Origin of the sequence: Pararhodobacter zhoushanensis, assembly GCF_025949695.1 — a bacterium.
Lineage (GTDB): Bacteria > Pseudomonadota > Alphaproteobacteria > Rhodobacterales > Rhodobacteraceae > Pararhodobacter > Pararhodobacter zhoushanensis_A.
On record NZ_JAPDFL010000001.1, the window covers coordinates 3,488,203 to 3,509,459 of the forward strand.

20 protein-coding genes, 2 tRNA genes and 1 pseudogene are annotated in these 21,257 nt (G+C 66.6%); 5 read left to right on the forward strand and 18 right to left on the reverse strand.

What is annotated here, in order from left to right; translation table 11 throughout:
• Positions 1-28 precede the first annotated feature (28 nt).
• From murD to OKW52_RS17310, 8 genes and pseudogenes are all read right to left on the reverse strand, one after another.
• Positions 29-1,417: a UDP-N-acetylmuramoyl-L-alanine--D-glutamate ligase gene (murD, locus tag OKW52_RS17275; RefSeq protein WP_264417392.1), complete on the reverse strand. Its 1,389-nt coding sequence runs from the start codon at positions 1,415-1,417 to the stop codon at positions 29-31.
• Between the two features lie 229 nt (positions 1,418-1,646).
• Positions 1,647-1,723 (reverse strand) — tRNA-Asp (locus OKW52_RS17280).
• A gap of 382 nt (positions 1,724-2,105) precedes the next feature.
• Positions 2,106-2,182 (reverse strand) — tRNA-Asp (locus OKW52_RS17285).
• A 58-nt stretch (positions 2,183-2,240) separates the two neighbouring features.
• Positions 2,241-2,756 (reverse strand): CDP-alcohol phosphatidyltransferase family protein, encoded by a 516-nt coding sequence (locus OKW52_RS17290; RefSeq protein WP_264507756.1) that lies wholly within the window; start codon positions 2,754-2,756, stop codon positions 2,241-2,243.
• A gap of 55 nt (positions 2,757-2,811) precedes the next feature.
• Positions 2,812-3,003: pseudogene (locus tag OKW52_RS17295) on the reverse strand (CDP-alcohol phosphatidyltransferase family protein); the annotation flags it as partial.
• Positions 3,004-3,006: 3 nt separating this feature from the next.
• Positions 3,007-3,717, reverse strand: a complete 711-nt coding sequence (locus OKW52_RS17300) for a phosphatidylserine decarboxylase (protein WP_264506815.1) — start codon at positions 3,715-3,717, stop codon at positions 3,007-3,009.
• A gap of 352 nt (positions 3,718-4,069) precedes the next feature.
• Positions 4,070-4,462 carry a GFA family protein gene (locus tag OKW52_RS17305; RefSeq protein WP_264506816.1) on the reverse strand — a complete coding sequence of 131 codons (393 nt, stop codon included), beginning with the start codon at positions 4,460-4,462 and terminating at the stop codon, positions 4,070-4,072.
• Positions 4,462-5,046, reverse strand: coding sequence for a (d)CMP kinase (locus OKW52_RS17310; RefSeq protein WP_264506817.1), 585 nt, complete (start codon positions 5,044-5,046; stop codon positions 4,462-4,464). The genes OKW52_RS17305 and OKW52_RS17310 overlap by 1 nt, the downstream gene beginning before the upstream one ends.
• 94 nt (positions 5,047-5,140) lie before the next feature.
• On the opposite strand from OKW52_RS17310, the gene OKW52_RS17315 reads away from it, so the two are divergent.
• Positions 5,141-6,118 (forward strand): MBL fold metallo-hydrolase, encoded by a 978-nt coding sequence (locus OKW52_RS17315; RefSeq protein ID WP_264506818.1) that lies wholly within the window; start codon positions 5,141-5,143, stop codon positions 6,116-6,118.
• Between the two features lie 126 nt (positions 6,119-6,244).
• On the opposite strand, the gene OKW52_RS17320 is transcribed toward OKW52_RS17315, so the two are convergent.
• The 5 genes from OKW52_RS17320 to OKW52_RS17340 all read right to left on the reverse strand — a co-directional run bounded on the left by OKW52_RS17320 (position 6,245) and on the right by OKW52_RS17340 (position 10,735).
• Positions 6,245-6,739 (reverse strand): hypothetical protein, encoded by a 495-nt coding sequence (locus OKW52_RS17320; RefSeq protein WP_264506819.1) that lies wholly within the window; start codon positions 6,737-6,739, stop codon positions 6,245-6,247.
• A gap of 4 nt (positions 6,740-6,743) precedes the next feature.
• On the reverse strand, positions 6,744-8,090 hold the full coding sequence (gene aroA / locus OKW52_RS17325; protein WP_264506820.1) for a 3-phosphoshikimate 1-carboxyvinyltransferase: 1,347 nt from the start codon (positions 8,088-8,090) through the stop codon (positions 6,744-6,746).
• Positions 8,091-8,141: 51 nt separating this feature from the next.
• Positions 8,142-9,386, reverse strand: coding sequence for a chromate efflux transporter (chrA, locus tag OKW52_RS17330; protein WP_264506821.1), 1,245 nt, complete (start codon positions 9,384-9,386; stop codon positions 8,142-8,144).
• Entirely contained in the window at positions 9,368-10,177 is an 810-nt protein-coding gene (locus OKW52_RS17335; RefSeq protein WP_264506822.1) for a sulfurtransferase/chromate resistance protein, read from the reverse strand. Before OKW52_RS17335 ends, chrA begins: the two co-directional genes overlap by 19 nt.
• Positions 10,178-10,282: 105 nt before the next feature.
• Complete coding sequence (locus OKW52_RS17340) at positions 10,283-10,735, reverse strand: Lrp/AsnC family transcriptional regulator (RefSeq protein ID WP_264506823.1); 453 nt, start codon at positions 10,733-10,735, stop codon at positions 10,283-10,285.
• 93 nt (positions 10,736-10,828) lie between these two features.
• Between OKW52_RS17340 and OKW52_RS17345 the strand changes: the two genes are divergently transcribed.
• Positions 10,829-11,431: a LysE family translocator gene (locus tag OKW52_RS17345; protein ID WP_264417402.1), complete on the forward strand. Its 603-nt coding sequence runs from the start codon at positions 10,829-10,831 to the stop codon at positions 11,429-11,431.
• Between the two features lie 189 nt (positions 11,432-11,620).
• Here the strand turns inward: OKW52_RS17345 and rpoH are convergent, their stop codons facing one another.
• The 3 genes from rpoH to OKW52_RS17360 form a co-directional block, all read right to left on the reverse strand.
• Positions 11,621-12,511 carry an RNA polymerase sigma factor RpoH gene (gene rpoH, locus OKW52_RS17350; RefSeq protein ID WP_127110560.1) on the reverse strand — a complete coding sequence of 297 codons (891 nt, stop codon included), beginning with the start codon at positions 12,509-12,511 and terminating at the stop codon, positions 11,621-11,623.
• 76 nt (positions 12,512-12,587) lie between these two features.
• The gene (locus OKW52_RS23360) at positions 12,588-14,105 is read right to left on the reverse strand and encodes a phospholipase D-like domain-containing protein (RefSeq protein WP_264506824.1); all 1,518 of its coding nucleotides are present in this window, start codon (positions 14,103-14,105) and stop codon (positions 12,588-12,590) included.
• A gap of 9 nt (positions 14,106-14,114) precedes the next feature.
• On the reverse strand, positions 14,115-15,314 hold the full coding sequence (locus tag OKW52_RS17360; protein WP_264506825.1) for a cupin domain-containing protein: 1,200 nt from the start codon (positions 15,312-15,314) through the stop codon (positions 14,115-14,117).
• A 106-nt stretch (positions 15,315-15,420) separates the two neighbouring features.
• Here OKW52_RS17360 and OKW52_RS17365 point away from each other — a divergent pair, with 106 nt between their 5' ends.
• Together OKW52_RS17365 and OKW52_RS17370 are read left to right on the forward strand one after the other, a co-directional pair.
• Entirely contained in the window at positions 15,421-15,756 is a 336-nt protein-coding gene (locus tag OKW52_RS17365) for a hypothetical protein (protein WP_264506826.1), read from the forward strand.
• Between the two features lie 196 nt (positions 15,757-15,952).
• Positions 15,953-16,291, forward strand: coding sequence for a hypothetical protein (locus OKW52_RS17370; protein ID WP_264506827.1), 339 nt, complete (start codon positions 15,953-15,955; stop codon positions 16,289-16,291).
• A 9-nt stretch (positions 16,292-16,300) separates the two neighbouring features.
• On the opposite strand, the gene OKW52_RS17375 is transcribed toward OKW52_RS17370, so the two are convergent.
• Positions 16,301-17,332 (reverse strand): RluA family pseudouridine synthase, encoded by a 1,032-nt coding sequence (locus OKW52_RS17375; protein ID WP_264417459.1) that lies wholly within the window; start codon positions 17,330-17,332, stop codon positions 16,301-16,303.
• Between OKW52_RS17375 and OKW52_RS17380 the strand changes: the two genes are divergently transcribed.
• Positions 17,331-17,633, forward strand: coding sequence for a DUF6476 family protein (locus OKW52_RS17380; RefSeq protein WP_264506828.1), 303 nt, complete (start codon positions 17,331-17,333; stop codon positions 17,631-17,633). The two genes, OKW52_RS17375 and OKW52_RS17380, sit on opposite strands and share 2 nt — an antisense overlap.
• Here OKW52_RS17380 and OKW52_RS17385 read toward each other — a convergent pair whose 3' ends face one another.
• On the reverse strand, positions 17,634-21,233 hold the full coding sequence (locus tag OKW52_RS17385; RefSeq protein ID WP_264506829.1) for a hydantoinase B/oxoprolinase family protein: 3,600 nt from the start codon (positions 21,231-21,233) through the stop codon (positions 17,634-17,636). It abuts the gene before it with no gap.
• Between the last annotated feature and the right edge of the window lie 24 nt (positions 21,234-21,257).

Below are 21,257 nucleotides of genomic sequence, written 5' to 3' on the forward strand. Positions count from 1 at the left end.
TCCGCAGGCTTCACGCCCCGTCGCCGCCTTAGCGCCCCAGCAAGTCCTGCACAAGCGCCGCAAAAGCCTCGCCGCGTTTCTCGAAATTCGGGTATTGATCAAAGCTTGCCGCTGCCGGGGCCAGCAACACAACATCCCCCGGCTCGGCCTCTTCGGCGGCGCGCGCAACAGCCCGCTCCATCGTTTCGCAGATCTCGTGCGGCGTGTCGCCCAGCTGAAGCGCAAAGTCGCGCGCCGAGTGGCCGATCATATAGGCCTTGCGCACGGCCCCCAGATGCGGGGTCAGGGCGGCAATGCCGCCCTCTTTGCCCAGACCGCCGGCAATCCAGCGGATCTTGGGAAAGGCTTGCAGCGCCTTGGCCGCAGAATCCACATTCGTCGCCTTTGAATCGTTGACGAAAGTCACGCCATCCTTTTCGCCGATCAGCTGGCTACGGTGCGGCAGGCCTTGGAAGCTCGCCAGCCCCGCCTCGATCTGGCGCGGTGCCAACCCCAGTGCGCGCACCGCCGCATAGGCGGCGCAGGCGTTCTGGTGGTTATGAGCACCCGGTAGACCCGCCATTGGCCGCAGGTCGATCGAATGCGCCTGTTTGCCGCCGCGCCATTCCGACAAGAACCCCTTGCGCGCCGAGACTGACCAGCCCGGCCCGTTCAGCTTTTGCCCTGACGACACCCGGATCACCCGCGTATCATCGACGCTCTGCGCCAATTGGGTGGCCAGATACTGCCCTTCCCCCTCATCAACGCCAATCACCGCCCGTGCGGGCGCGCCTTCGGTGAACAGCCGCTTCTTGGCAGCGAAATAGCCACCCATGCCGCCGTGGCGGTCCAGATGATCGGGGCTCAGATTGGTGAACACCGCCACATCCGGGGCCAAGCGACGCGCAAGATCGGTCTGGTAGCTGCTGAGCTCCAGCACCACCACGCCCCCCTCGCCCGGCAACTCGATCGACAGCACGCCTGTGCCGATGTTACCCGCCATCCGCACATCGCGCCCCGCCACCGTCAGCAGATGCGCAATCAGCGCGGTGGTGGTCGATTTGCCGTTCGAGCCGGTGACGCAGATCACCTTGGGCGGCTCATCGCGATTCTCAAGCGCCTGAAAGAACAACGATATATCATTGTCCACCGGCACACCGGCCGCCAGTGCCGCTGCGATCACCGGATGCGGCGCGGGATACAGATGCGGGATCCCCGGCGAGGTGATCAGCACATCCAGCCCCTCAACCGTGCCCTGCTTGGTCAGATCAACCGTGCCGAAGCCCTCGGCATTCGCCTTTTCGCGCGCCTCGGGGCTGTCATCCCACGCGCAGACCTCAGCCCCGCCCTCCATGAGCGCCGCGCAGGTCGCCAAACCCGACCGTCCCAGCCCCAGCACGCCCACGCGCAGCCCCTGGTATCCCTCGACAGCGATCATGTTCGTCCCCGACTAGCCGTTTCGCCCGCACGCTATCCCAGCGCCGGATCAAGCGAAAGGTCTGCCCTGCGGGGCTGCGGCTGCCAGATGTTTGAGAACGCCCTCCTTCCCATGCGCAATCGTCACCCGAACCTAAGGCCCGAGGGTTAAGAATGCGTATAAGGAAGAAGGATCCCAGAACGAAAAAATCCCCCCAGAGGGGAGACTTATCATTCCAATCAAAGGAAAGTGGCGCGGTTGACGGGGCTCGAACCCGCGACCCCCGGCGTGACAGGCCGGTACTCTAACCAACTGAGCTACAACCGCGCGATGAGGGTGATCTATGGGGTCCGGCGCAGGGCGTCAAGCGTGAAAACGGCAAAACTTGCGCAAAGTTTTCCGCCCCCCGGTTCCACAAGCCCGATCGCCCTGGCGCGTGCCAAACCCCGGCCCTGACTGAATAATTCCTGCGTCGCGGCGACAACTTGCCGCCCTTGGCCTTGCCCTGTCGGCCTGCAATCATGGCTGGGGGCTTGGCGGCGCGACCGTATCGGCTCCGCAGTCGCGCGACAGCCCTATGCGGCACGTGCAACGGGATCAGGGGGCAATCGACACGGTCGCGCGCTGTGCGCCATACCGTTGATTTCACGCACCCCGGCGGGAAACAGCGCAAAAAGAAAGGCCCCATAAGGGGCCCTGAGGAAGAAAGTGGCGCGGTTGACGGGGCTCGAACCCGCGACCCCCGGCGTGACAGGCCGGTACTCTAACCAACTGAGCTACAACCGCGCATGAGGGGTGCAATACCGACACCCATCGGTGAGGTCAAGCGCCTATGTGACGGTTTTTACGCCAGCGCCCGACGGTCGCGCCAACTGCCCCAGGCCAGCACCACCAGATACGCCAGATCGGTCAGCACCAGCACTGTCCAGGGCTTGGTCGCCAAAGCGCCGGCAAAAACCGCGACCCCTACCAGCACCAGCACCGCGCGCTTGCGCGGCACGCGCCAGGCCTTGGGCGACGGGGTCGGCAGGCGCGAGATCATCAACAAACCGATTGCCGCCATATACAGCGACGACAGCACCGGCCAATGCTCGGTCTGAACCCAGCCCGAGAGCGACAGATAGACCGGCAACAGCCCCAACAGTGCCCCGGCAGGTGCCGGAACCCCGATGAAATGCGCCCGGCCCGGCGGTGGCGGCGCGTTGCGGTTCACGTTGAAACGGGCCAAGCGCAGGCAGGCGCACAGCACATAGACCAGCACCAGAAGCCAGCCGGTGCCCGGCCAGTCCTGCGCGACGAAGTGAAAGACAAAGATCCCCGGCGCGACCCCGAAGCAGACAAAATCGCTGAGCGAGATCAAGCTCGGCCCCGAAATGGCTGGACGCATTCAGCTTGCGCGCCAACAGCCCATCCATCCCGTCCATCAGGGCCGCGAGGACGATCAGCGCGGCGGCGGTCTGATACCAACCATCCAGCGCGTAGCGAATCGAGGTCAGACCGGCGCACAGCCCCAGCAACGTCACCAGATTGGGGATCAGTTGCACCAGCGGCAGCGAACGGCGGTCCGCCACCTCGCCGTCGTCGTCAGGGCGGGGCTCATCCATCATCGCTCAACGCACCTCGGCCAGACGGGCAGGCTCGCCCAGCATCAGGTCCGCCAAGACCGTTTCGCCCGCGACCATGGTCTGGCCAAGCGAGACCATCGGCTGCACGCCGTCGGGCAGGTAGACATCCAGACGGCTGCCGAATCGGATCATGCCGAACCGTTCGCCGGTCTCCAGCACCGCGCCCGGCTTGACGTCACACACGATGCGCCGCGCCACCAGACCGGCGATCTGTACCACGGCGATCTGCCGCCCGTCGGCCATCCGCACCGCAACCGAGTTGCGCTCGTTGTCCGCGCTCGCCTTGTCCAGCGAGGCATTGAAGAACTTGCCGGGACGGTAGCTGACCGCCGTGATCTCCCCAGCGATCGGCAGGCGATTCACGTGGCAATTGAACACGTTCATGAAGACACTGACCCGGGTCATCGGCGTTTCGCCCATCCCCAGTTCGACCGGCGGCACCGCCGGTTCGATCAGCGAAATAACCCCGTCGGCCGGGCTGATGATCAGCCCGTTGCGTTGCGGGGTATAGCGGTCGGGATCCCGGAAGAAATAGTAACACCAGACGGTAAGCACCACGCCGACCCAACCCAGCGGCTGCCAGATCAGGAACAACACCAACGTCACGGCGGCGAACAGCCCGATAAACGGATAGCCTTCGCGGTGAACCGGCTTGATCACCGTGGAAAGCATTGAATCGTGCGAGAGGTCGGGCATCGGGTCTCCTGTGGGCTGGCGCTTGCACCGCTATAGCCTGCAATGGGGGGCAAGGGAAAGCTCGGCGACGGCAGGGTGTTACCTCAGGAAACGTGTCAGGGACCGATCGAGTTCCCCGCTGTCGTGTCCCGTCGTTTTGCCGGTGAACGCCGGGGGGAACGCTATTGTCGCGCGCCCCGCAGCGGGTCACGCAACAGGATGCGGACCGGATCGCCGTGCAGGGCACCCCTGACCTTGCCGGCAACCGTCCCGCCGTTCGCTACCCGCCGAGGCACCCGTGCCCTGATACCCCGCTTAATGATCAGCCGCTTAAACCGTGTCTACCCAAACCACGCTCGGCTTCGCCCCTTGGCTAACCCTCAGCGCCATCAGGGCTTTCCCGGTTCCGTGGCATCTGCACCATACCGGGGAATTCCGGCAACCAGGGGATACGGCGCACGGTCCAAAGCTCATACTGCGGCACCAAAAGCTCAGCCCCCTCCATCGCGCCCAGATGAAGGTCGATCTCATCGCCGCTTTGCGCAAACACCGACGAACCGCAGCGCGGACAGAAATGCCGTCCCTCATACGATTTGGTCATTCCGGCGACCGTCACCGCCGCCTGCGCAAAAATCGCCGCCGCGAAAAACAGCGCCCCGTGATGCCGGCGGCAATCGAGGCAATGACAGATCCCCACGCGCACAGGTTCGCCCAGCGCCGTCACGCGCACATCCCCGCACTGGCAGCGTGCTGTCCAGCCGCCCATCAACCCAGCCGCGCCGCCACCAAAGCCGCTGCCTGTGCGACGGCTTCGTCGATACTCAGTTCCGAAGTATCGACCATCACCGCATCCGCTGCCGGCTTCAGCGGTGCGTCGGCCCGGCCCATATCCCTCTCATCACGCGCCACCACCTCGGCCAGCACCTGCGCCGCATCGCCGCCCACCTCCAGCCAGCGCCGATGCGCCCGCACCTCGGCACTGGCGGTGACGAACAGCTTCACCGCCGCCTCGGGGCAGATCACCGTCCCGATATCGCGCCCGTCCAGCACCGCGCCGCCCTCTCGCCGGGCGAAGTCGCGCTGAAACTGCGTCAGCGCTGCGCGCACGGCGGGAATTGCCGCGACCTTGCTTGCCGCCTCACCCGCCGCGAGGCTGCGCAGATCGTCCCGCGCCAGATCCGCCGGCGTCAGGCCCTGCGCCGCCGCCACCGGATCGCCGCCTTTCGCCCCGACCGCCCGGTACAACAACCCCGTATCCAGATGCGCCAACCCGAAGCGGTCGGCCAAAGCCTTGCTGATCGTTCCCTTGCCCGCCGCCGCCGGGCCATCCACTGCGACTGTGAAGATCATCATCACCCTCATTCGTTTCGATTTGCCTAACGCAGCCCCTGCGCGGTTGAAACCCCCGGTGCCAGCCCAATATAGCACCAACAGGAGGGACCCCATGCCCCGCAACCCCTATTACGCTGGCCCGATCACCGACCATTTCGACGGCACGCGGTTTTTCAACCCGCAGGGTCAAGGCCCGACCGGCCTTCGCGACGCGCTGCGCTGGCAGTTCGGCGGCACCCGCCAGAAATGGCCCAAACGCCTCCCCACCCCCGCCACCGTCCGTCCCGAGCCCGCCGTTGACGATCTGACCATCACCATGGTCGGCCACGCCACCCTGCTCATCCAGACCGCCGGGCTCAACCTGCTGACCGATCCAGTCTGGTCACCGCGCGCCTCACCGACCCAACTGGCCGGTCCGCGCCGGGTCATCGACCCCGGAATCGGCTTTGACGATCTGCCGCGCATCGATGCGGTGCTGCTCAGCCACAACCACTACGACCACCTCGACCTCGCCACCCTCAAACGCCTCAAGGCCGCGCATGACCCGGTGGTCATCACGCCTCTTGGCAACGACACCATCCTGCGCCCCACCGGCCTGCGTTGCCTGACCGGCGACTGGGGCGACGCCGTCGCCTTCGGCCCGCTGACGGTCCATCTCGAACCCTGCCACCACTGGTCCGCCCGCGGCACCCGCGACCGCTCCATGGCACTCTGGGCCAGCTTTGTGATCACAGGGCCACAGGGCACGATCCTGCATATCGGCGACACCGGCTTCGACGGTGGCAAACCCTACCACGGCCTCGCCGCGCGCCACGGCAAGCTGCGCGCCGCCATCCTGCCCATCGGCGCGTATGAACCCCGCTGGTTCATGCGCGCCCAGCACCAGAACCCGGCCGAAGCCCTGCACGGCTTCCAGCTCTCGGGGGCCACCTGGGGCATCGGCCACCACTGGGGCACCTTCCAGCTCACCGATGAAGCCCGCGATGCCCCCCTCGCCGCCCTCGACGAAGCCCTTGCCGAGCAGAACATCCCTGCCGACCGGTTCCGCGCCCTCGCCCCCGGCGAAGCCTGGGCCATCCCGCCTGCCTGACCCGCTCTTTGCTCGCTAAATATCCCACAGGGGGTGAGGCCGTAAGGCCGAGGGGGGCGTGAAGCCCCCCTGTGCGCGCCCGGCGCGCACCGGCGCGAGGGGGCTCGATGCCCCCGAGCGCCGGCCCTACCCGCGCCGCCGCGCCAAACTCTGCCGCGCGGCCAGCACTGCCGCCAAGGCAAACACCGCAAATTTGGCCGAGGTAAACGCGCTCGCCCCCGCCACATCGCGCAGGGCCAGCCAGTCGGGCCCACTGCCCAGCAGGCGCAGCACCCACATGTTCTCACCCCAGTCGAACGCGACATAGCTCATCGCCACCAGCACGCAAACCATGCCGAACGCCCCGCGCAGCGGCCGCATCCACCACACAAGACACAGGCCCATCAGCGGCGCAAACACCGTGTCCGTCCAGAAAATCGGCCCCTGATACAGCACATATCCGTCGGGATGCAGCGCTCGCAGATAGGCGCGCGTCTCGTGCAGATCATAGCCAAAGACGCGCAGATCAAAGGGTGGCAACCCGTCGGCGAGGGCGCTCAACTGGCGCCCCAGAACCACCGCCAGATACAGATAAACCGCCAGCATCAGCAGCGGCAGACCCCAGCTGATCGCGCGGTTCATGGGCTTAGCCGTTCGCGCGACTGATCGCGGCGCCAAGCCCCGCCATCAGCGGCTCGAACAGCGGGAACGAGGTCGCGATCGGCCCGCCATCATCCACCGTCACCGGGCGCTCCGACACCAGCCCCAGCACCAGAAACGCCATCGCAATGCGGTGGTCCAGACGGCTCTCCACCGTCGCCCCGCCCGGCACCGACGCCATTCCGTGCACGATCAGCGTGTCCGCGTCTTCCTCGATGCGCACGCCGCAGGCCTCAAGCCCGCGCGCCATGGCGTCGATGCGGTCGCTCTCCTTGACGCGCAGCTCTTTCACGCCGCGCATCACCGTCGTGCCGCCCGCCAGCGCGGCCACCACCGACAGCACCGGGAATTCGTCGATCATCGAGGCCGCGCGCTCGGGCGGGGTCTCGACCCCCTGCAGGCCCGGCGAAGAGCGCACGCGCAGATCCGCCACCGGCTCGCCACCCTCGATGCGCGGGTTCTCGAACACGATATCCGCGCCCATTTCCAGCAACGTCACATACAGCCCGTCCCGCGTCGGGTTGCGCGAGACGCCCGGCACGGTGATCTCGGACCCCGGCACCAGCAGCGCCGCGCAGACCGGAAACGCCGCCGAGGACGGATCGCGCGGCACCGCCACGCGCTGCCCCAACAGCTCGGGCTGACCTTTCAGCGTGATCACCCGGCCCTCGTCGGTCTCCTCGACTGTCACCTCGGCCCCGAAACCGCGCAGCATCCGCTCGGTGTGATCGCGCGTCGCTTCCGGTTCGATCACCACCGTCTCGCCCGGCGCGTTCAGCCCGGCCAGCAGCACCGCAGATTTCACCTGCGCCGAGGGCATCGGCAGCGTGTAGCGCACCGGCACCGGCTCGGCAGCACCCACCAGCGTCATCGGCAGACGCCCGCCCTGCCGCCCCACCGCCCGCGCGCCAAACAGCGCCAGCGGATCGGTGATGCGCGCCATCGGCCGCTTGTTCAGGCTGGCATCGCCGGTAAACGTCGCCGAAATCGGCGTCGTCGCCATCGCGCCCATGATCAGCCGCACCCCGGTGCCCGAGTTACCACAATCGATCACCTGCGCAGGCTCGGCAAACCCGCCGACGCCGACGCCCTGCACCCGCCATTCGCCCTGCCCCAGCTGGGTCACCGTCGCGCCAAAAGCCCGCATCGCGCTGGCGGTATCGAGCACATCCTGCCCCTCCAGCAGCCCCGTCACATGGGTCTCGCCCACCGAAAGCGCGCCCAGGATCAGCGCGCGGTGGCTGATCGACTTGTCGCCGGGGATCTGCGCCTCGCCCTTCAGCGGGCCAGAGCGGCGCGCAACCATCGGAATCGGGGTGTCATGGGCGGACATGGGGGAACCTCCAGCGCAAATTTCGCCCGGGTGATAGCGCAGCCGCTGCGCTCACGCCAGCCCCGCCAGGCGCAACGCCACCCCCGCCAGTGCCGCGCCAAGGATCAGCGCCCCCGGCCCGGCTTTGAGGCCGAAGGCCGCCACCAGCGCCAGCGCCGTCAGCCCGGCGGCCCACAGATCCAGCGTCGCCCAGACCGGCCAGCCGCCCACGACCTGCCCGAACAGCGCATGGATCGCAAACCACAGCGCCAGATTGGCGATCACGCCGACCACCGCCGCCGTCACCGCCGCCAAGGCCCCGGCCAGAGCGGGGTTGCCGCGCAGCCGCTCGGCATGCGGCGCGCCGGCGAAGATCCACAGAAAACACGGCGCAAAGGTCGCCCAGACGCTGACCAGCGCCGCCGCCGAGGCCAGTGCCAACCCGCCCGCGCCCCAGCCCGCCATGAAGCCCACGAACTGCGTCACCATGATCAGCGGGCCGGGCGTCGTCTCGGCCATCGCCAGCCCGTCCAGCATCTGCGGCGCGGTCAGCCAGCCGAACTGCTCGACCGCCGCCTGCGCCACCCAGGCCAGCACGGCATAGGCCCCGCCGAAAGTCAGCACCGCCATTTGGCTGAAATACACCGCCACCTGCGCCAGCACGTGATCGCGCCCCAGCACCAGAACCAGCGTCAACACCGGCCCCAGCCACAGCGCCAGCCAGACCAGCGCAACGCGCGTGGTCGACACCCGCGCCGGGGCCACGGCGACAGCCGCGCCCTTCGCCGTCAGGAACCCGACCAGTGCCGCTGCCAGCACCACCAGCGGAAACGGCACACCAAACACGAAAAGCGCGCCAAACGCCGCCACCGCAATCGCCAGCGCCCCCGCTGTTTTCAACGCCTTGCGCCCGATCCGCACCAAGGCCTGCGCGACAATCGCAATCACCGCGGCTTTCAGCCCAAAGAACACCCCGGCGATCCATCCGACATCGCCCGCCAGCACATAGACCCAGCTCAGCGCCATGATCGCCACGATGCCGGGCAGCACGAACAACCCGCCCGCCAGCATCCCGCCGCGCCAGCCGCCGCGCAGCCAGCCAATGTACGTGGCCAGCTGCATCGCCTCGGGTCCGGGCAAGAGCATGCAGAAATTGAGCGCATGCAGGAACCGCGCCTCGTCGATCCACGCCCGCGTCTCGACCAGTTCGCGGTGCATGAGGGCGATCTGCCCGGCGGGGCCGCCGAAACTCAGCAGCCCGATCTTCGCCCAGACCGCGACGTCACGCTGGCCCGCGCTCACCGTTTGCCCGTCCATGTGTGCACCTCGTCCTGTGCGTCACGCGCCCAGCGATAGAGCGCGTCATAAACCACCATCGCCGCGTCCAGCTGCGCCAGATCGTCGGTGTGCATCCGCGACAGACCCAGCGACACGGCCAGCAGCCCGGCGGCCTCGGGCGCCAGATCGGGGCGCGCGGTATCTGCGCCGCGAATGATCCGCGCCAACGTGTCCAGCGCCGGGACGGCCAGACCGAAATCCTCGATCATCGCGTCGAAACTGCACCCGTCTCCCCGGTGGCTGACGCGCACGCCCTCGATGTCAAACGGCACCGCGCCGGTCAGATCGGCCACCGCCTGCACCTCGCTGGCCCCGACGAACAGGAAAACCGCGCGCGGGTCGATGAAACGGCGGATCAGCCAGGGGCAGGCGATGCGGTCGATCTTGGGCCGGTTGCGCGTGACCCAGCGCGTTCGGCCCTGCGCGTCGGGCGCAGGCAGACAGGCCGGATCGACCAGCGGCAACCCGGCCCCGGCCCAACCCAGAAAGCCGCCGTCCAGATACTGCGCCGCGATCCCCTCGGCCCGCAGCAAACCCGCCACGCCCTGCGCGCGCTTCAGGCCTTTCTGGCACACGACGGCGACGGGCTGCGCGGGCAAGGCGCGGGCGAAAGCGACAACGTCGCCATCGCCCAGCATCACGGCGGCGGGCAAGCGGCGCGCATCCGCGCCCGCGTCATCGGCGTCGCGGACATCAACAATCAGCGGCGCGCGCGGCGTGCCGATCAGTTTCAACAACTGGTCTTGAGAATAAGCATCTGGCGCCGGCATGGGCGTTCCTTCATGGCTGATGAACTGGAACGCGATGTTCGGCTGGCGCCTCGTGAGGACGTCGCACTCCCCATCCTCAAGACATTGCGTGTTAGCCCGTATCCGTCAAGCGCGTTCATCCTTGGGGGATCCCATGACGACAAAACTGGTGATCGACGAGACCTGCGGCAGCGTGCCCAGAATCTCGGTATGGAAATGCTTGAAGGCGGCCAGATCAGCCACCTCGACCCGCAACAGATACTCGACATTTCCTGTCACATTGTGACACTCGATCACTTGCGGGGCAGCGCTGATCGCGCGCTCGAACCCCTCCTGCGCGGCCTTGGTGTGCAAGCCCAGACCGACGGACATGTAGGCGACGAAGCCGATCCCGGTCTTGGCCGGATCAAGCACCGCGCGGTACCCCTTGATCACGCCGCGCCGTTCCAGCTCCTGCACCCGGCGCAGGCAGGCAGAAGGCGACAGCCCCACGCGATCGGCCAGCTCCAGATTCGACACGCGGCCGTCGCGCGTCAACTGACGCAATATCTTGTCGCTGATTGGATCGATCTCGGTCATGGGTTGCAGAAATAGCGAACAAGACGCCCCAAAAGCAATCCCATGCCGAGATAGACACGATATCATTGCGCGACATCGTCAAGAGATCGCACCATGCCCCTGCCCGCCCCTCTGCTCACCGCCCTCGCCCTCTATGCCTTTGTCGCTTCGATCACGCCGGGGCCGAACAACCTGATGCTGCTGGCCTCGGGTGCGAATTTCGGTTTTGTGCGCACGATCCCGCATATGCTGGGCATCGCGCTCGGCTTCACGGCAATGACGGCGATCGTGGGACTTGGGTTGGCGGGGTTGTTCCTGACCTTCCCGCTAGCACGCACGGTTTTGACCGTCGCTTCCGTCGCCTATCTGCTCTGGCTTGCGTGGAAGATCGCCAACGCCGCGCCGCCGGATGCCCGCGCCCCGGCGACCGGCAAACCGATGACCGGATTGCAGGCTGCGGCCTTCCAATGGGTGAACCCGAAAGCCTGGAGCATGACGCTTACCGCCAATACCCTCTACGCGCCCAACGCCGACTGGCCCTCGGTCGCGGCGGTGGCGCTGGTGTTCGGACTGGTCAACCTGCCGTGTATTTCCAGCTGGGCGTTGATCGGCACCGCCCTGCGCAGCTGGCTGCGCAATCCGCGCGCGCTGCGGCTGTTCAACCTTGGCATGGCCGCGCTTCTGGTCGCCACCCTTTATCCAGTGTTGGCCGGGTAGCAAGAAAGGGGGCCTTGCCCCCCTCTGCGCGTGCCGCGCATTCACCCCCCAGGATATTTGGAGACAGATGATAAGGCTTTGTTAACCAAGCTTCATTTTCTGTCTGAAAATATCCACGGGGGAAGTCCAGAAGGGGGAGCGTGCTCCCCCTTCTGGCGCGGGGGCTCGGGGGGCGCGCAGCCCCCGATCTTACGCGGGGATCATGCCCTTTTCGCGCGCAATCTCCGTCATCCGCGCTTGCAGCTTTTCGAACGCGCGGACTTCGATCTGGCGGATCCGTTCGCGCGAGACGCCGTACTTGCTGCTCAGGTCTTCCAGCGTTACCGGCGGTTCGGCGAGCCGCCGTTCGGTCAGCACGTCGCGTTCGCGTTCATTGAGCACGTCCATCGCTTCCATCAGCATCGACTGCCGCGCTTCGAATTCGTCGCGCTCGGCATAGTCGCCCGCCTGATCGGCGTCGGTATCCTCAAGCCAGTCCTGCCACGAGGCCGCGCCCTCTTCCCCGCCCACCGTCACGTTGAGCGAGGCATCCGAGCCCGCCAGACGGCGGTTCATGTCGACGACTTCTTTTTCGGTGACCGACAGATCCTCGGCCAGTTTCGTCACATTCTCGGGGCGCAGATCCCCCTCTTCGATCGCGCCGATCCGGGCCTTGGCCTTGCGCAGGTTGAAGAACAGTTTCTTCTGCGCCGAGGTCGTGCCCAGCTTCACCATCGACCACGAGCGCAGGATGTATTCCTGAATCGAGGCGCGGATCCACCACATGGCATAGGTCGCCAGACGAAAGCCCTTTTCGGGATCAAAGCGTTTGACCGCCTGCATCAAGCCGACGTTGGCCTCAGAGATCACCTCGGCCTGCGGCAGCCCGTAACCGCGGTACCCCATGGCGATCTTGGCCGCCAGACGCAGGTGCGAGGTGACCAGCTTGTGCGCCGCCCCGGTGTCCTGATCTTCGACCCAACGCTTGGCGAGCATGTATTCCTCTTCCGGCTCCAGCATGGGGAACCGGCGGATTTCCTGCAGGTAGCGGTTCAGGCCCTGTTCGGGACTGGGCGCTGGAAGGCTGGCATACTCGCTCATCGGTTCTCCTCACAAGGCGGTGAGATCAGCACATAGGGTGACCAAAGCCGCGATTCAACACTCTGGCAGGCAAGTGTTAAGCGTTCGTGAACGGCTGAAACACGCTGCCTGCTGTGCCCTGTTCAACGGCCACGCCCGGTTTTTCCGTCGCTGGTCTTACAAGACCGGACTGATCGTCGCCGCACTGTTGTACAGCAGCCGCCAGCCCAATGACCAGCGCGCAACCACATCCGCGCGCACGGCCACGCTCTGCGCAAGATAGGCCTGCTGGCGCGCGCGGATCCCGGCGGTCACCCCTGCGTCCGCCAGCAGCAGCGAGTTCTCGAAGTTCAGCTCGAAACTGCGGCGGTCCAGATTGGCCGAGCCGATCAGGGCCAGCCCGCCATCCACCGTCAGCGTCTTGGCGTGCAACAGCCCCGGCGTGAATTCGTGAATGTCCACGCCCGCGCCGATCAGCGACGCATAGGCCGCGCGGCTCGCCCAGCCCACCATGCGCGAGATCGTTACGCGCAGGCAGGATCAGCACCACCCTGACGCCACGCAGCGCCGTCGCCCGCAACTGCTCCTGCAAGCCTTGGGTCGGCACGAAATAGGGCGTCGAGATCACCACCTCGTCCTGCGCCGCCGCCAGCAGCAGCCCGACCACATCGGGCACCGCATTGACCGACAGATCCGGGCCCGACCCGAACACCAGCGCCGGAAATCCGCCCGCGACCGGGGGCGCGGGCGCGGCCAGCAGGGCGGCCATGTCATCGCCGCCCTGCCCCATCCAGTCGGCGGCAAACAGCGCCTGTGTCTGCCAGACCACCGGTCCCTCGAACCGCAGCATGATGTCGACCCAAGGCCCATAGGCCGCCTTGATGGCAAAGGCGGGATCGGCGCAGTTCTGGCTGCCGACATAGGCGATCTGCCCGTCGATGACGAAGAGCTTGCGGTGATTGCGGATGTCGATCCGGCCCAGCAACAGCCGCGCCGCCGCCCAGCGCGTGCTGAACGCCACGCCCGTCTTCACGCCTGCCGCCTGCATCGCGCGGAACCTCTCGCAGCGGAGCAGCCGGCGCGAGCCCAGACCGTCGACCATCACCCGGCACACCACCCCGCGCTGCGCGGCACGCGCCAGCGCCGCCATCAGCTTGCCGCCGTTGGCATCGTCGAGCCAGATGTAGACCAGCACATGCACGCTGGACCGTGCGGCATCGATATCGGCGACCATCGCGTCAATCGCCGCATCGGAATCGCCCAGCAGGCGCGCGGTATTCCCCGGCACCGGGGCGAATCCGTTGACCACCGCACCCCGCGCGAAGGCGCCGCGCGCCTCGGCGGGCAGCGTCGCTGGCGCGTCAACGCCCGGCACCGTCACCGGCAAAGCCTTGCGGACCTTCTGCATCAGGGCCGAACGGCGACGCCCCGGCGAGACTTCGCCCAGCATCAGATACAGCAGCGCCCCAGCCACCGGGACGCCCAGAATGACCAGCATCCACGCCAACCGCGAGGCAGGCTCGCGGTCGGGCCGGGTCAGTGCGCGCAGCAAGACACCCAGCTGCAGCGTATAATGCAGCGTCAGTGTCAGCCAGACACTCATCGGGTCGCCCATGTCCGCGCCTTAACCGGCGATGGCGAAAACACCTTCGCGCACCAGACGGCGCATCATCACCGCCTGCCCCGCCTCGTCCAGATCGGCTTTCAGATCGCCGACGACGAAGGCAGGCAACAACAAGGCCTCACGCAACGCCTCCTCGACATGGGCGGGGAAGACGATCTCGGCCCCGTAGACCGACAGCGCCACCTCGTCACCGTCAACCTTGATCGCATAGATCAGATCGGGGCGGCGCTGCACCGGCGTGCCGGGTTCGATCGCCTCGGACTCGAACAGCTGGAACAGCTGGCCGGGCACCACCGGCACGCGGCGGCGGCGGTATTCATGGGCGAAACCGTCCAGCGTGCGGTCAGGGTCGATCCCTGCCATGGCGCGGGTCAGCAGGTTCTGAAACACCGTGCGCGCCTCGGCCCGCTCGAACCCCTCATTGGCATAGCCCGGCGGGACCGAGTGGCGGAACGCCGGATCCTCAAGTGCCAGCTCGGACACCGCCTCGACCAGCAGGTCGATCCAGCGCGGGGCCAGCAGGCCGGTGGTGATGTGCAGTGAAATCTCCTCCGTGGCGCGCGCATCATGCACGACGCCGCGCGGGACATAGGCCATGTCGCCCGCGTGCAGGGTGAAGGTGTCGATCAGCGCCCCGGCCTCGAACCCTTCGGGCTTGAACGCCTGACTGCGCAGCGGCAGCTTGAGCGGGCTTTCATAGATGTTCCACGTCTTGGACCCATGCACCTGCAGCACGATCACGTCGTGGCTGTCATAGTGGGTCTTGAAGCCCTGCGCGTTGTCGGGGGTGAAATAGATGTTGGTCTGCAAATCGCAGCTGAAAACCGTCTCAAGCGCCCGGCAATAGGCGGCCAGCGCGGGCACGCGCTTTTGCAACCCCGGCAGCACCATGGTCGAGCCTTCATCGAAATGCCGGACCACGCGCACCGGGTCGATGAACCCCGAGGGCATGACGAAATCATCGGCTTCCAGCGCCTTGCCCAGTTTGACCAGCTGCATCTCGTCACCGCCGACCATCGTCTGGGTCAGCACCCGGTCAATGTCGGCAACCGTCAGCAGATCGGCGTAATAGGCCGGGTCCTGGCGCCGCACGACGAGATGCTTCTTTTCAAAGTATTCGGCAAAGAATGTCGCCGGGGTAATCGGTGCGATGGCCCGGACAAAATCCGCCGGACTGGGCGCGGCCACACTATCTTTCATCATAAAACTCCCTTTTGCCCCGCCGTCCGCGGACTAGAGCTTGACCGACATTACGCCATGACCATAGCGTGACGCGTATTGATCCGTAAATGGGAGGCAAGCCACGATGACAGACGAAGCTAAAAAATCCCGAAAAACATTAAGCGAAACCGAAATCACCACCCGTCGCGGCATCGGCCGCCGTTCGCTGCTGCTGGGCGCCTTCGGCGGGGCCGCTGCCCTGACCGCAGCAACCTCGGCAATGGCGGCGTCCGACAGTGACGGCGGCAGCAATGCCGATCCGGCGGGCCGGGGCCGTTCGGGCCTGACCGACAACGGCGACGGCAGCTACGCCGACGCCGCAGGCCGGGGTCGTGGGGCTGGCGGCAACTATTCGGGGATAACCGACAGCGACAACGGCTCGGTCTATGACCAGCCGAACAATGGTCGCGGCGGCACCTGAACGGGGCGGTGACCGCACCGAGCGAACACGGAAAAGCCCGCGCCCCTGCGCGGGCTTTTTCTACACCCGTCATGGCAGTCAGAGACGGCAGCGGTCGCCGCCCGACGCTGCGCAGCAGCAAGTTAAATCCTTGACTGAATGGGTGAACTGAGGCCAATCTTGACCAGTTGATTCACGTTATTGAAAGACAAAAAACATGTCAGACGAAGCCAAGAGCAAAAAAGCCACGCTGACCGACGCCGACATCAAGACCAGCCGCGGCATTGGCCGTCGGGCGTTCTTGCTCGGCACACTCGGCGGAACCACCGCGCTGGCGGGCTGTGTAACCACCGGCATCACCGATTCAGACGTCGGCGCCTATTCCGATCCGGCAGGCGGCGGGCGTGGGACCGGGTATCGTGCCTCGGGCATCACCGATTCCGACCGTGGCTATGGTGCCGATCCCGCGGGCAACGGCCGTGGCCGCCGCTCGTGCACCGACAGCGATGTCGGCCCGCGCTTTACCGACCCCGTTGGCCGTGGCCGCCGCTGCTGAGCCTTTGGCTCAGCGCGTCAGCACATCCAGCAACGCTTGAAAATCCTGCGGGAGCGGCGACTGAAAGGTCAGCCGCTCTTTGCTTGCCGGGTGGATGAACCCCAGCGTCGCCGCATGCAGCGCCTGACGCGGGAATGCCGCCACGGCCTCGGCCCCGCCCGCAGGCAGCGCGTTGGGCGAGACCTTGCGCCGCCCGCCATAGACCGGATCGCCGACCAGCCCATGCCCGACATGCGCCATATGCACCCGGATCTGATGCGTGCGCCCTGTTTCCAGCCGACACTCCATCAGCGACACCTGCACCGGCTCGCCAAAGCTTTCGATCACCTTCGCCCGCGTCACCGCGTGGCGGCCCCGGTCGAAATACACCGCCTGTTTCTGGCGGTCGTGGCGGTGGCGGTCCAGCCGCGTGGTGATTTTCAGCACCCCGCCCGGCTCAAAGTTGATCCCCTTGATGCCCTTCAGGCGCGGATCGCCCGCATCCGGCACCCCGTTGACCAGTGCGCGGTAGAGCCGGTCCACCGTATGCGCCTCGAACTGCGCCGCCAGCCCGTGATGCGCGCGGTCGGTCTTGGCCACCACCAACAGCCCCGAGGTTTCCTTGTCGATGCGGTGCACGATGCCCGGTCGTCTGGCCCCACCGATCCCCGACAGCGTATCGCCGCAATGGTGCAACAGCGCGTTCACCAACGTGCCGCGCGGCGTGCCGGGTGCCGGGTGCACCACCATCCCCGCCGGCTTGTCGATGACGATCAGCTCGGCGTCCTCATAGACCACGCTCAGCGCAATATCCTCGGCCAGCGTCTCCAGCGCCTCGGCTGGCTCAAGGGCGATGACGATCACGTCGCCCTCGGCCACCTTCGCCTTGGTATCGCTCAGCACCACGCCCGCGCGCGACACCGCGCCCTCACCGATCAGCTTGACCAGCCGCGAGCGCGACAGCGAGGCCTCCTCTGGCACATCGCGCGCCAAGGCCTTATCAAGACGGTCGGGCGGGTTCGCGCCGATGATCACTTCGATATCCAGGGAATCCCCGTCCATGTCTTCTGATGACGACATTCCACCGCTCCCCGCAGACCTGCGTTTTCTGAAATTGCTGGTCACCACGCTCGCGGGCGTGATGATCGTCGGGCTTGTAACCATCACCGGCCTGCTTGTCACGCGGCTGTCCACACCCGCGCCGCTGCCCGTGCTGCCCGAGACGATCAGCCTGCCCGACGGCGCGACTGCCGCCGCCGTCACCTTCGCCCGCGACTGGCTGGTTGTGGTGACCGAGGGCGGCGAGGTGCTGCTTTACGGCGCGCAAGGGGGCGCGCCGGTCAGCATCACGCCCTTGCCCTGATCAGCTGCCGTAGCCGCCCGAGGTCGGCGTGACCACCGTCACCGCCTCGCCCGCCTCCAGCACCGTCTGCGCGCAGGCGGGCAGGATTTCGCGGGTGCCATTGGCGCGGCGCACCACCGTGCGCCCCGGCTGCCCGTCGCCGCCCCCCGCCAGCCCCTTGGGCGCGCGCGAACGATGCGACGACAGGATCGCGCAATCCATCCGCTCGAGGAACCGGATGGTCCGCGTCGTCCCCTCACCCGCCGACCAGCGCCCGGTGCCGCCCGAGCCATCGCGCAGCCCGAATTCCTCCAGCAGGACGGGAAAGCGCAATTCCAGCACCTCGGGATCGGTCAGCCGCGAGTTGGTCATGTGCACATGCACCCCTGACGTGCCGTCATAGCCGCGCCCGTCGTTCATCACCCCGGCGGGCGAGCCCGAGCAGATCGTCTCGTAATACTGATACGTCTCGTTGCCGAAGGTCAGGTTGTTCATCGTCCCCTGAGAGTTCGCCATCGCCCCCAGCGCGCCAAACAGCGCGTTGGTCACGTGCTGCGAGGTCTCCACATTCCCCGCCACCACCGCGCGCGGGTATTTGGGCGCAAGCATGCAGCCCTCGGGCACGATGATGGTGATGGGCCGCAGGCAGCCCGCGTTCATCGGGATCGGCGCTTCGACCATCACCCGGAACACATAGAGCACCGCCGCCCGCGTCACCGGCTCGGGCGCGTTGAAGTTATTCTCCCAAGCGTCTGACGTGCCGGTGAAATCGACTGTTGCCTGACGTTTTTCGCGGTCCACCGTGATCGCCACCTTGATCACCTGTCCGGTGTCGGTCTGGTATTCATAACGGCAATCGCTCAACCGGCCCAGCAGGCGGCGCACTTCCTCGGCGGCGTTGTCCTGCACGTGCTGCATATAAGCCTGCACAACATCCAGCCCGAAATCGCTGACCATGCGGCGCAGTTCGGTCGCGCCGCGCTCGTTGGCGGCGACTTGTGCTTTCAGATCAGCGATGTTCTGGCCGACGTTGCGCACCGGGTACGGGTGATCCAGCAGCAGATCGCGCAGCGCCTCCTCGCGGAACCCGTTCTCATCGACCATCAGGAAATTGTCGATCAGCACGCCTTCCTCATCCACCGTGGTGGCCAGCGGCGTCATCGACCCCGGCGCGGTGCCGCCGACATCGGCGTGATGCCCGCGTGAGGCCGACCAGAACAGCACCGTTTCGCCCGCGTCATCAAACACCGGCGTGACCACGGTAATGTCAGGCAAATGGGTCCCGCCATTATAAGGCGCGTTCAGCGCGAAGACCTGCCCCGGTTTGATCACCGGATTCTGCCGGATGATCGATTCGACCGAGCGATCCATCGACCCCAGATGCACCGGCATATGCGGCGCATTGGCCACCAGCGCGCCGGTCGCATCGAAGACTGCGCAGGAAAAATCAAGCCGTTCCTTGATGTTGACGGAATGGGCGGTGTTCTGCAGCGCCAGACCCATCTGTTCGGCAATGTTCATGAACAGGTTGTTGAACACCTCCAGCAAGATCGGATCAGCCTGCGCCGAGCCCGCCACCTGCGCGCGCTCGGCGGCACGGTAGCGGTGCATCTCGATGTGATCACGCGCGGTGATCTGCGCCCGCCAGCCGGGTTCAACCACCACCGTCTGGTTATCCTCGATGATCAGCGCAGGCCCTGTGATCACAGAACCACGGCTCAGATCAGCCCGCCGGAACACCCCCGCCGAATGCGCGGCACCGCCCGAGAACATCTCGACCGTAGCACCCGCCTCGGGCTTGCTTTCGACCGCCTCCTGCGCCGCTTCCTCGCCACCCTGCGCGCGCCCGTCTTCGGCTTGCAGATCAATCGCTTCCACGGTGATCTCACGCCCGTGCTGGACGAAACCGAACTGCGCTTTGTGGATCGCCTCGAACTCGGCCTGCGCCGCGGCAAGATCGCCGTCGAACGCCACCGGCAGCGCCGTGTCCGTGCCCGCATAGCGCAGCATCAGCACCGGCCGCCACGCAATCGCGTCTTCGGGCACGCCCTGCGTCACCATCTCGGCCCCGACCTGCGCGCGCAGGGCTTCGATCAGCCCCTCGATCGCGCCGCGCGACCCCTCGCCCAGCGGCTCCAGCAACGCCTGCTGACGGCTCACCGCCACCTTGGCCAGGCCGATCCCGTAAGCCGACAACAGCCCCGACAGCGGATGGATCAGCACCCGCTCCATGCCCAGCGCATCCGCCACCAGACAGGCGTGCTGCCCCCCGGCCCCGCCGAACGAGTTCAGCAGATAGCGCGTCACGTCATACCCACGCTGCACACTGATCTTCTTGACCGCGTTCGCCATGTTCTCCACGGCGATCTTGAGGAAACCCTCGGCCACCTCCTCGGCGCTCTTGCCCTCCCGTTCCGCAATCTCGGCGAATTTTTCCACCACGACCAAACGGTCCAGCGGCTCATCCTGCCCCGGCCCAAAGATCGGCGGAAAGAAATCAGGGTTCAGCTTGCCCAGCATCACATTCGCATCGGTCACCGTCAGCGGCCCGCCGCGCCGGTAGCACGCGGGCCCCGGATCGGCCCCGGCGCTGTCCGGCCCCACGCGGAACCGCCCCGGCTCGGCGTGCAGGATCGAGCCGCCACCCGCCGCCACCGTATGAATGCGCATCATCGGCGCGCGGATGCGCACGCCCGCCACCTCGGTGTCGAACGCCCGCTCATAGGCCCCGGCGCAATGGGCCACATCCGTGCTGGTCCCGCCCATGTCGAAGCCGATCACCTTGTCATGGCCCGCCAGCCGCGCCGTCTGCACCATGCCGACCACACCGCCCGCCGGCCCCGACAGGATCGCGTCCTTGCCCTGAAACGCCTCGGCCGCGGTCATCCCGCCCGAGGACATCATGAACTGCAACACCGGCCCCGGCTCGCCCGCCGGGGTCGCCCCCAGCGCGCCCGCCACCCGCGCCACATAGCGCCGCAGGATCGGGCTGAGATACGCGTCCACCACCGTGGTATCGCCGCGCCCGACCAGCTTGATCAGCGGGCTGACCTCATGGCTGACCGAGACCTGCGCAAAGCCCATCGCGCGCGCCTTGGCGGCAATCGCCGCCTCATGCTCAGGCGCTTTCCAGCTGTGTAGGGTGACGATGGCCAGCGCGTCAAAGCCGTCGGCCTTCAACGCGCGCAGCGCCGCCTCGACCCCGTCCATATCCAGCGGGATCTCGACCGCGCCATCCGCGCGCAGCCGCTCGTCCACCTCGACCACGCGGGCATAAAGCTGCTCGGGCAGGATGATTTCCTTGGCGAAAATATCGGGCCGCGCCTGATAGGCGATCTTCAGCGCATCGCGGAATCCGCGCGTGATCATGAGCGCCACGCGGTCGCCCTTGCGCTCCAAAAGCGCATTGGTCGCGACCGTCGTGCCCATCTTCACCGTGCCGATGCGCGCGGGATCAATCGTTCCCCCCAGCAAGCGGCGGATCCCCTCGATCGCGGCATCCTCATAGGCACCGGGGTTTTCCGACAGCAGTTTCAGCGGCTTGAGCACGCCGTCCGGGTCACGCCCGACCACATCGGTAAACGTGCCGCCCCGGTCGATCCAGAAATCCCAAACGCTCATGACGGCTCCTCGCTGCTGACAGAC

What these genes read in the sequence shown, in the direction of transcription:
- murD (WP_264417392.1), bottom strand. Translation starts at nt 1,417, where the DNA reads ATGATCGCTGTCGAGGGATACCAGGGGCTGCGCGTGGGCGTGCTGGGG.
- OKW52_RS17300 (WP_264506815.1), bottom strand. Translation starts at nt 3,717, where the DNA reads ATGCCCGACCTCTCGCACGATTCAATGCTTTCCACGGTGATCAAGCCG.
- OKW52_RS17305 (WP_264506816.1), bottom strand. Translation starts at nt 4,462, where the DNA reads ATGGGCGGCTGGACAGCACGCTGCCAGTGCGGGGATGTGCGCGTGACG.
- OKW52_RS17310 (WP_264506817.1), bottom strand. Translation starts at nt 5,046, where the DNA reads ATGATCTTCACAGTCGCAGTGGATGGCCCGGCGGCGGCGGGCAAGGGA.
- OKW52_RS17315 (WP_264506818.1), top strand. Translation starts at nt 5,141, where the DNA reads ATGCCCCGCAACCCCTATTACGCTGGCCCGATCACCGACCATTTCGAC.
- OKW52_RS17320 (WP_264506819.1), bottom strand. Translation starts at nt 6,739, where the DNA reads ATGAACCGCGCGATCAGCTGGGGTCTGCCGCTGCTGATGCTGGCGGTT.
- aroA (WP_264506820.1), bottom strand. Translation starts at nt 8,090, where the DNA reads ATGTCCGCCCATGACACCCCGATTCCGATGGTTGCGCGCCGCTCTGGC.
- chrA (WP_264506821.1), bottom strand. Translation starts at nt 9,386, where the DNA reads ATGGACGGGCAAACGGTGAGCGCGGGCCAGCGTGACGTCGCGGTCTGG.
- OKW52_RS17335 (WP_264506822.1), bottom strand. Translation starts at nt 10,177, where the DNA reads ATGCCGGCGCCAGATGCTTATTCTCAAGACCAGTTGTTGAAACTGATC.
- OKW52_RS17340 (WP_264506823.1), bottom strand. Translation starts at nt 10,735, where the DNA reads ATGACCGAGATCGATCCAATCAGCGACAAGATATTGCGTCAGTTGACG.
- OKW52_RS17345 (WP_264417402.1), top strand. Translation starts at nt 10,829, where the DNA reads ATGCCCCTGCCCGCCCCTCTGCTCACCGCCCTCGCCCTCTATGCCTTT.
- rpoH (WP_127110560.1), bottom strand. Translation starts at nt 12,511, where the DNA reads ATGAGCGAGTATGCCAGCCTTCCAGCGCCCAGTCCCGAACAGGGCCTG.
- OKW52_RS23360 (WP_264506824.1), bottom strand. Translation starts at nt 14,105, where the DNA reads ATGGGCGACCCGATGAGTGTCTGGCTGACACTGACGCTGCATTATACG.
- OKW52_RS17360 (WP_264506825.1), bottom strand. Translation starts at nt 15,314, where the DNA reads ATGAAAGATAGTGTGGCCGCGCCCAGTCCGGCGGATTTTGTCCGGGCC.
- OKW52_RS17365 (WP_264506826.1), top strand. Translation starts at nt 15,421, where the DNA reads ATGACAGACGAAGCTAAAAAATCCCGAAAAACATTAAGCGAAACCGAA.
- OKW52_RS17370 (WP_264506827.1), top strand. Translation starts at nt 15,953, where the DNA reads ATGTCAGACGAAGCCAAGAGCAAAAAAGCCACGCTGACCGACGCCGAC.
- OKW52_RS17380 (WP_264506828.1), top strand. Translation starts at nt 17,331, where the DNA reads ATGTCTTCTGATGACGACATTCCACCGCTCCCCGCAGACCTGCGTTTT.
- OKW52_RS17375 (WP_264417459.1), bottom strand. Translation starts at nt 17,332, where the DNA reads ATGGACGGGGATTCCCTGGATATCGAAGTGATCATCGGCGCGAACCCG.
- OKW52_RS17385 (WP_264506829.1), bottom strand. Translation starts at nt 21,233, where the DNA reads ATGAGCGTTTGGGATTTCTGGATCGACCGGGGCGGCACGTTTACCGAT.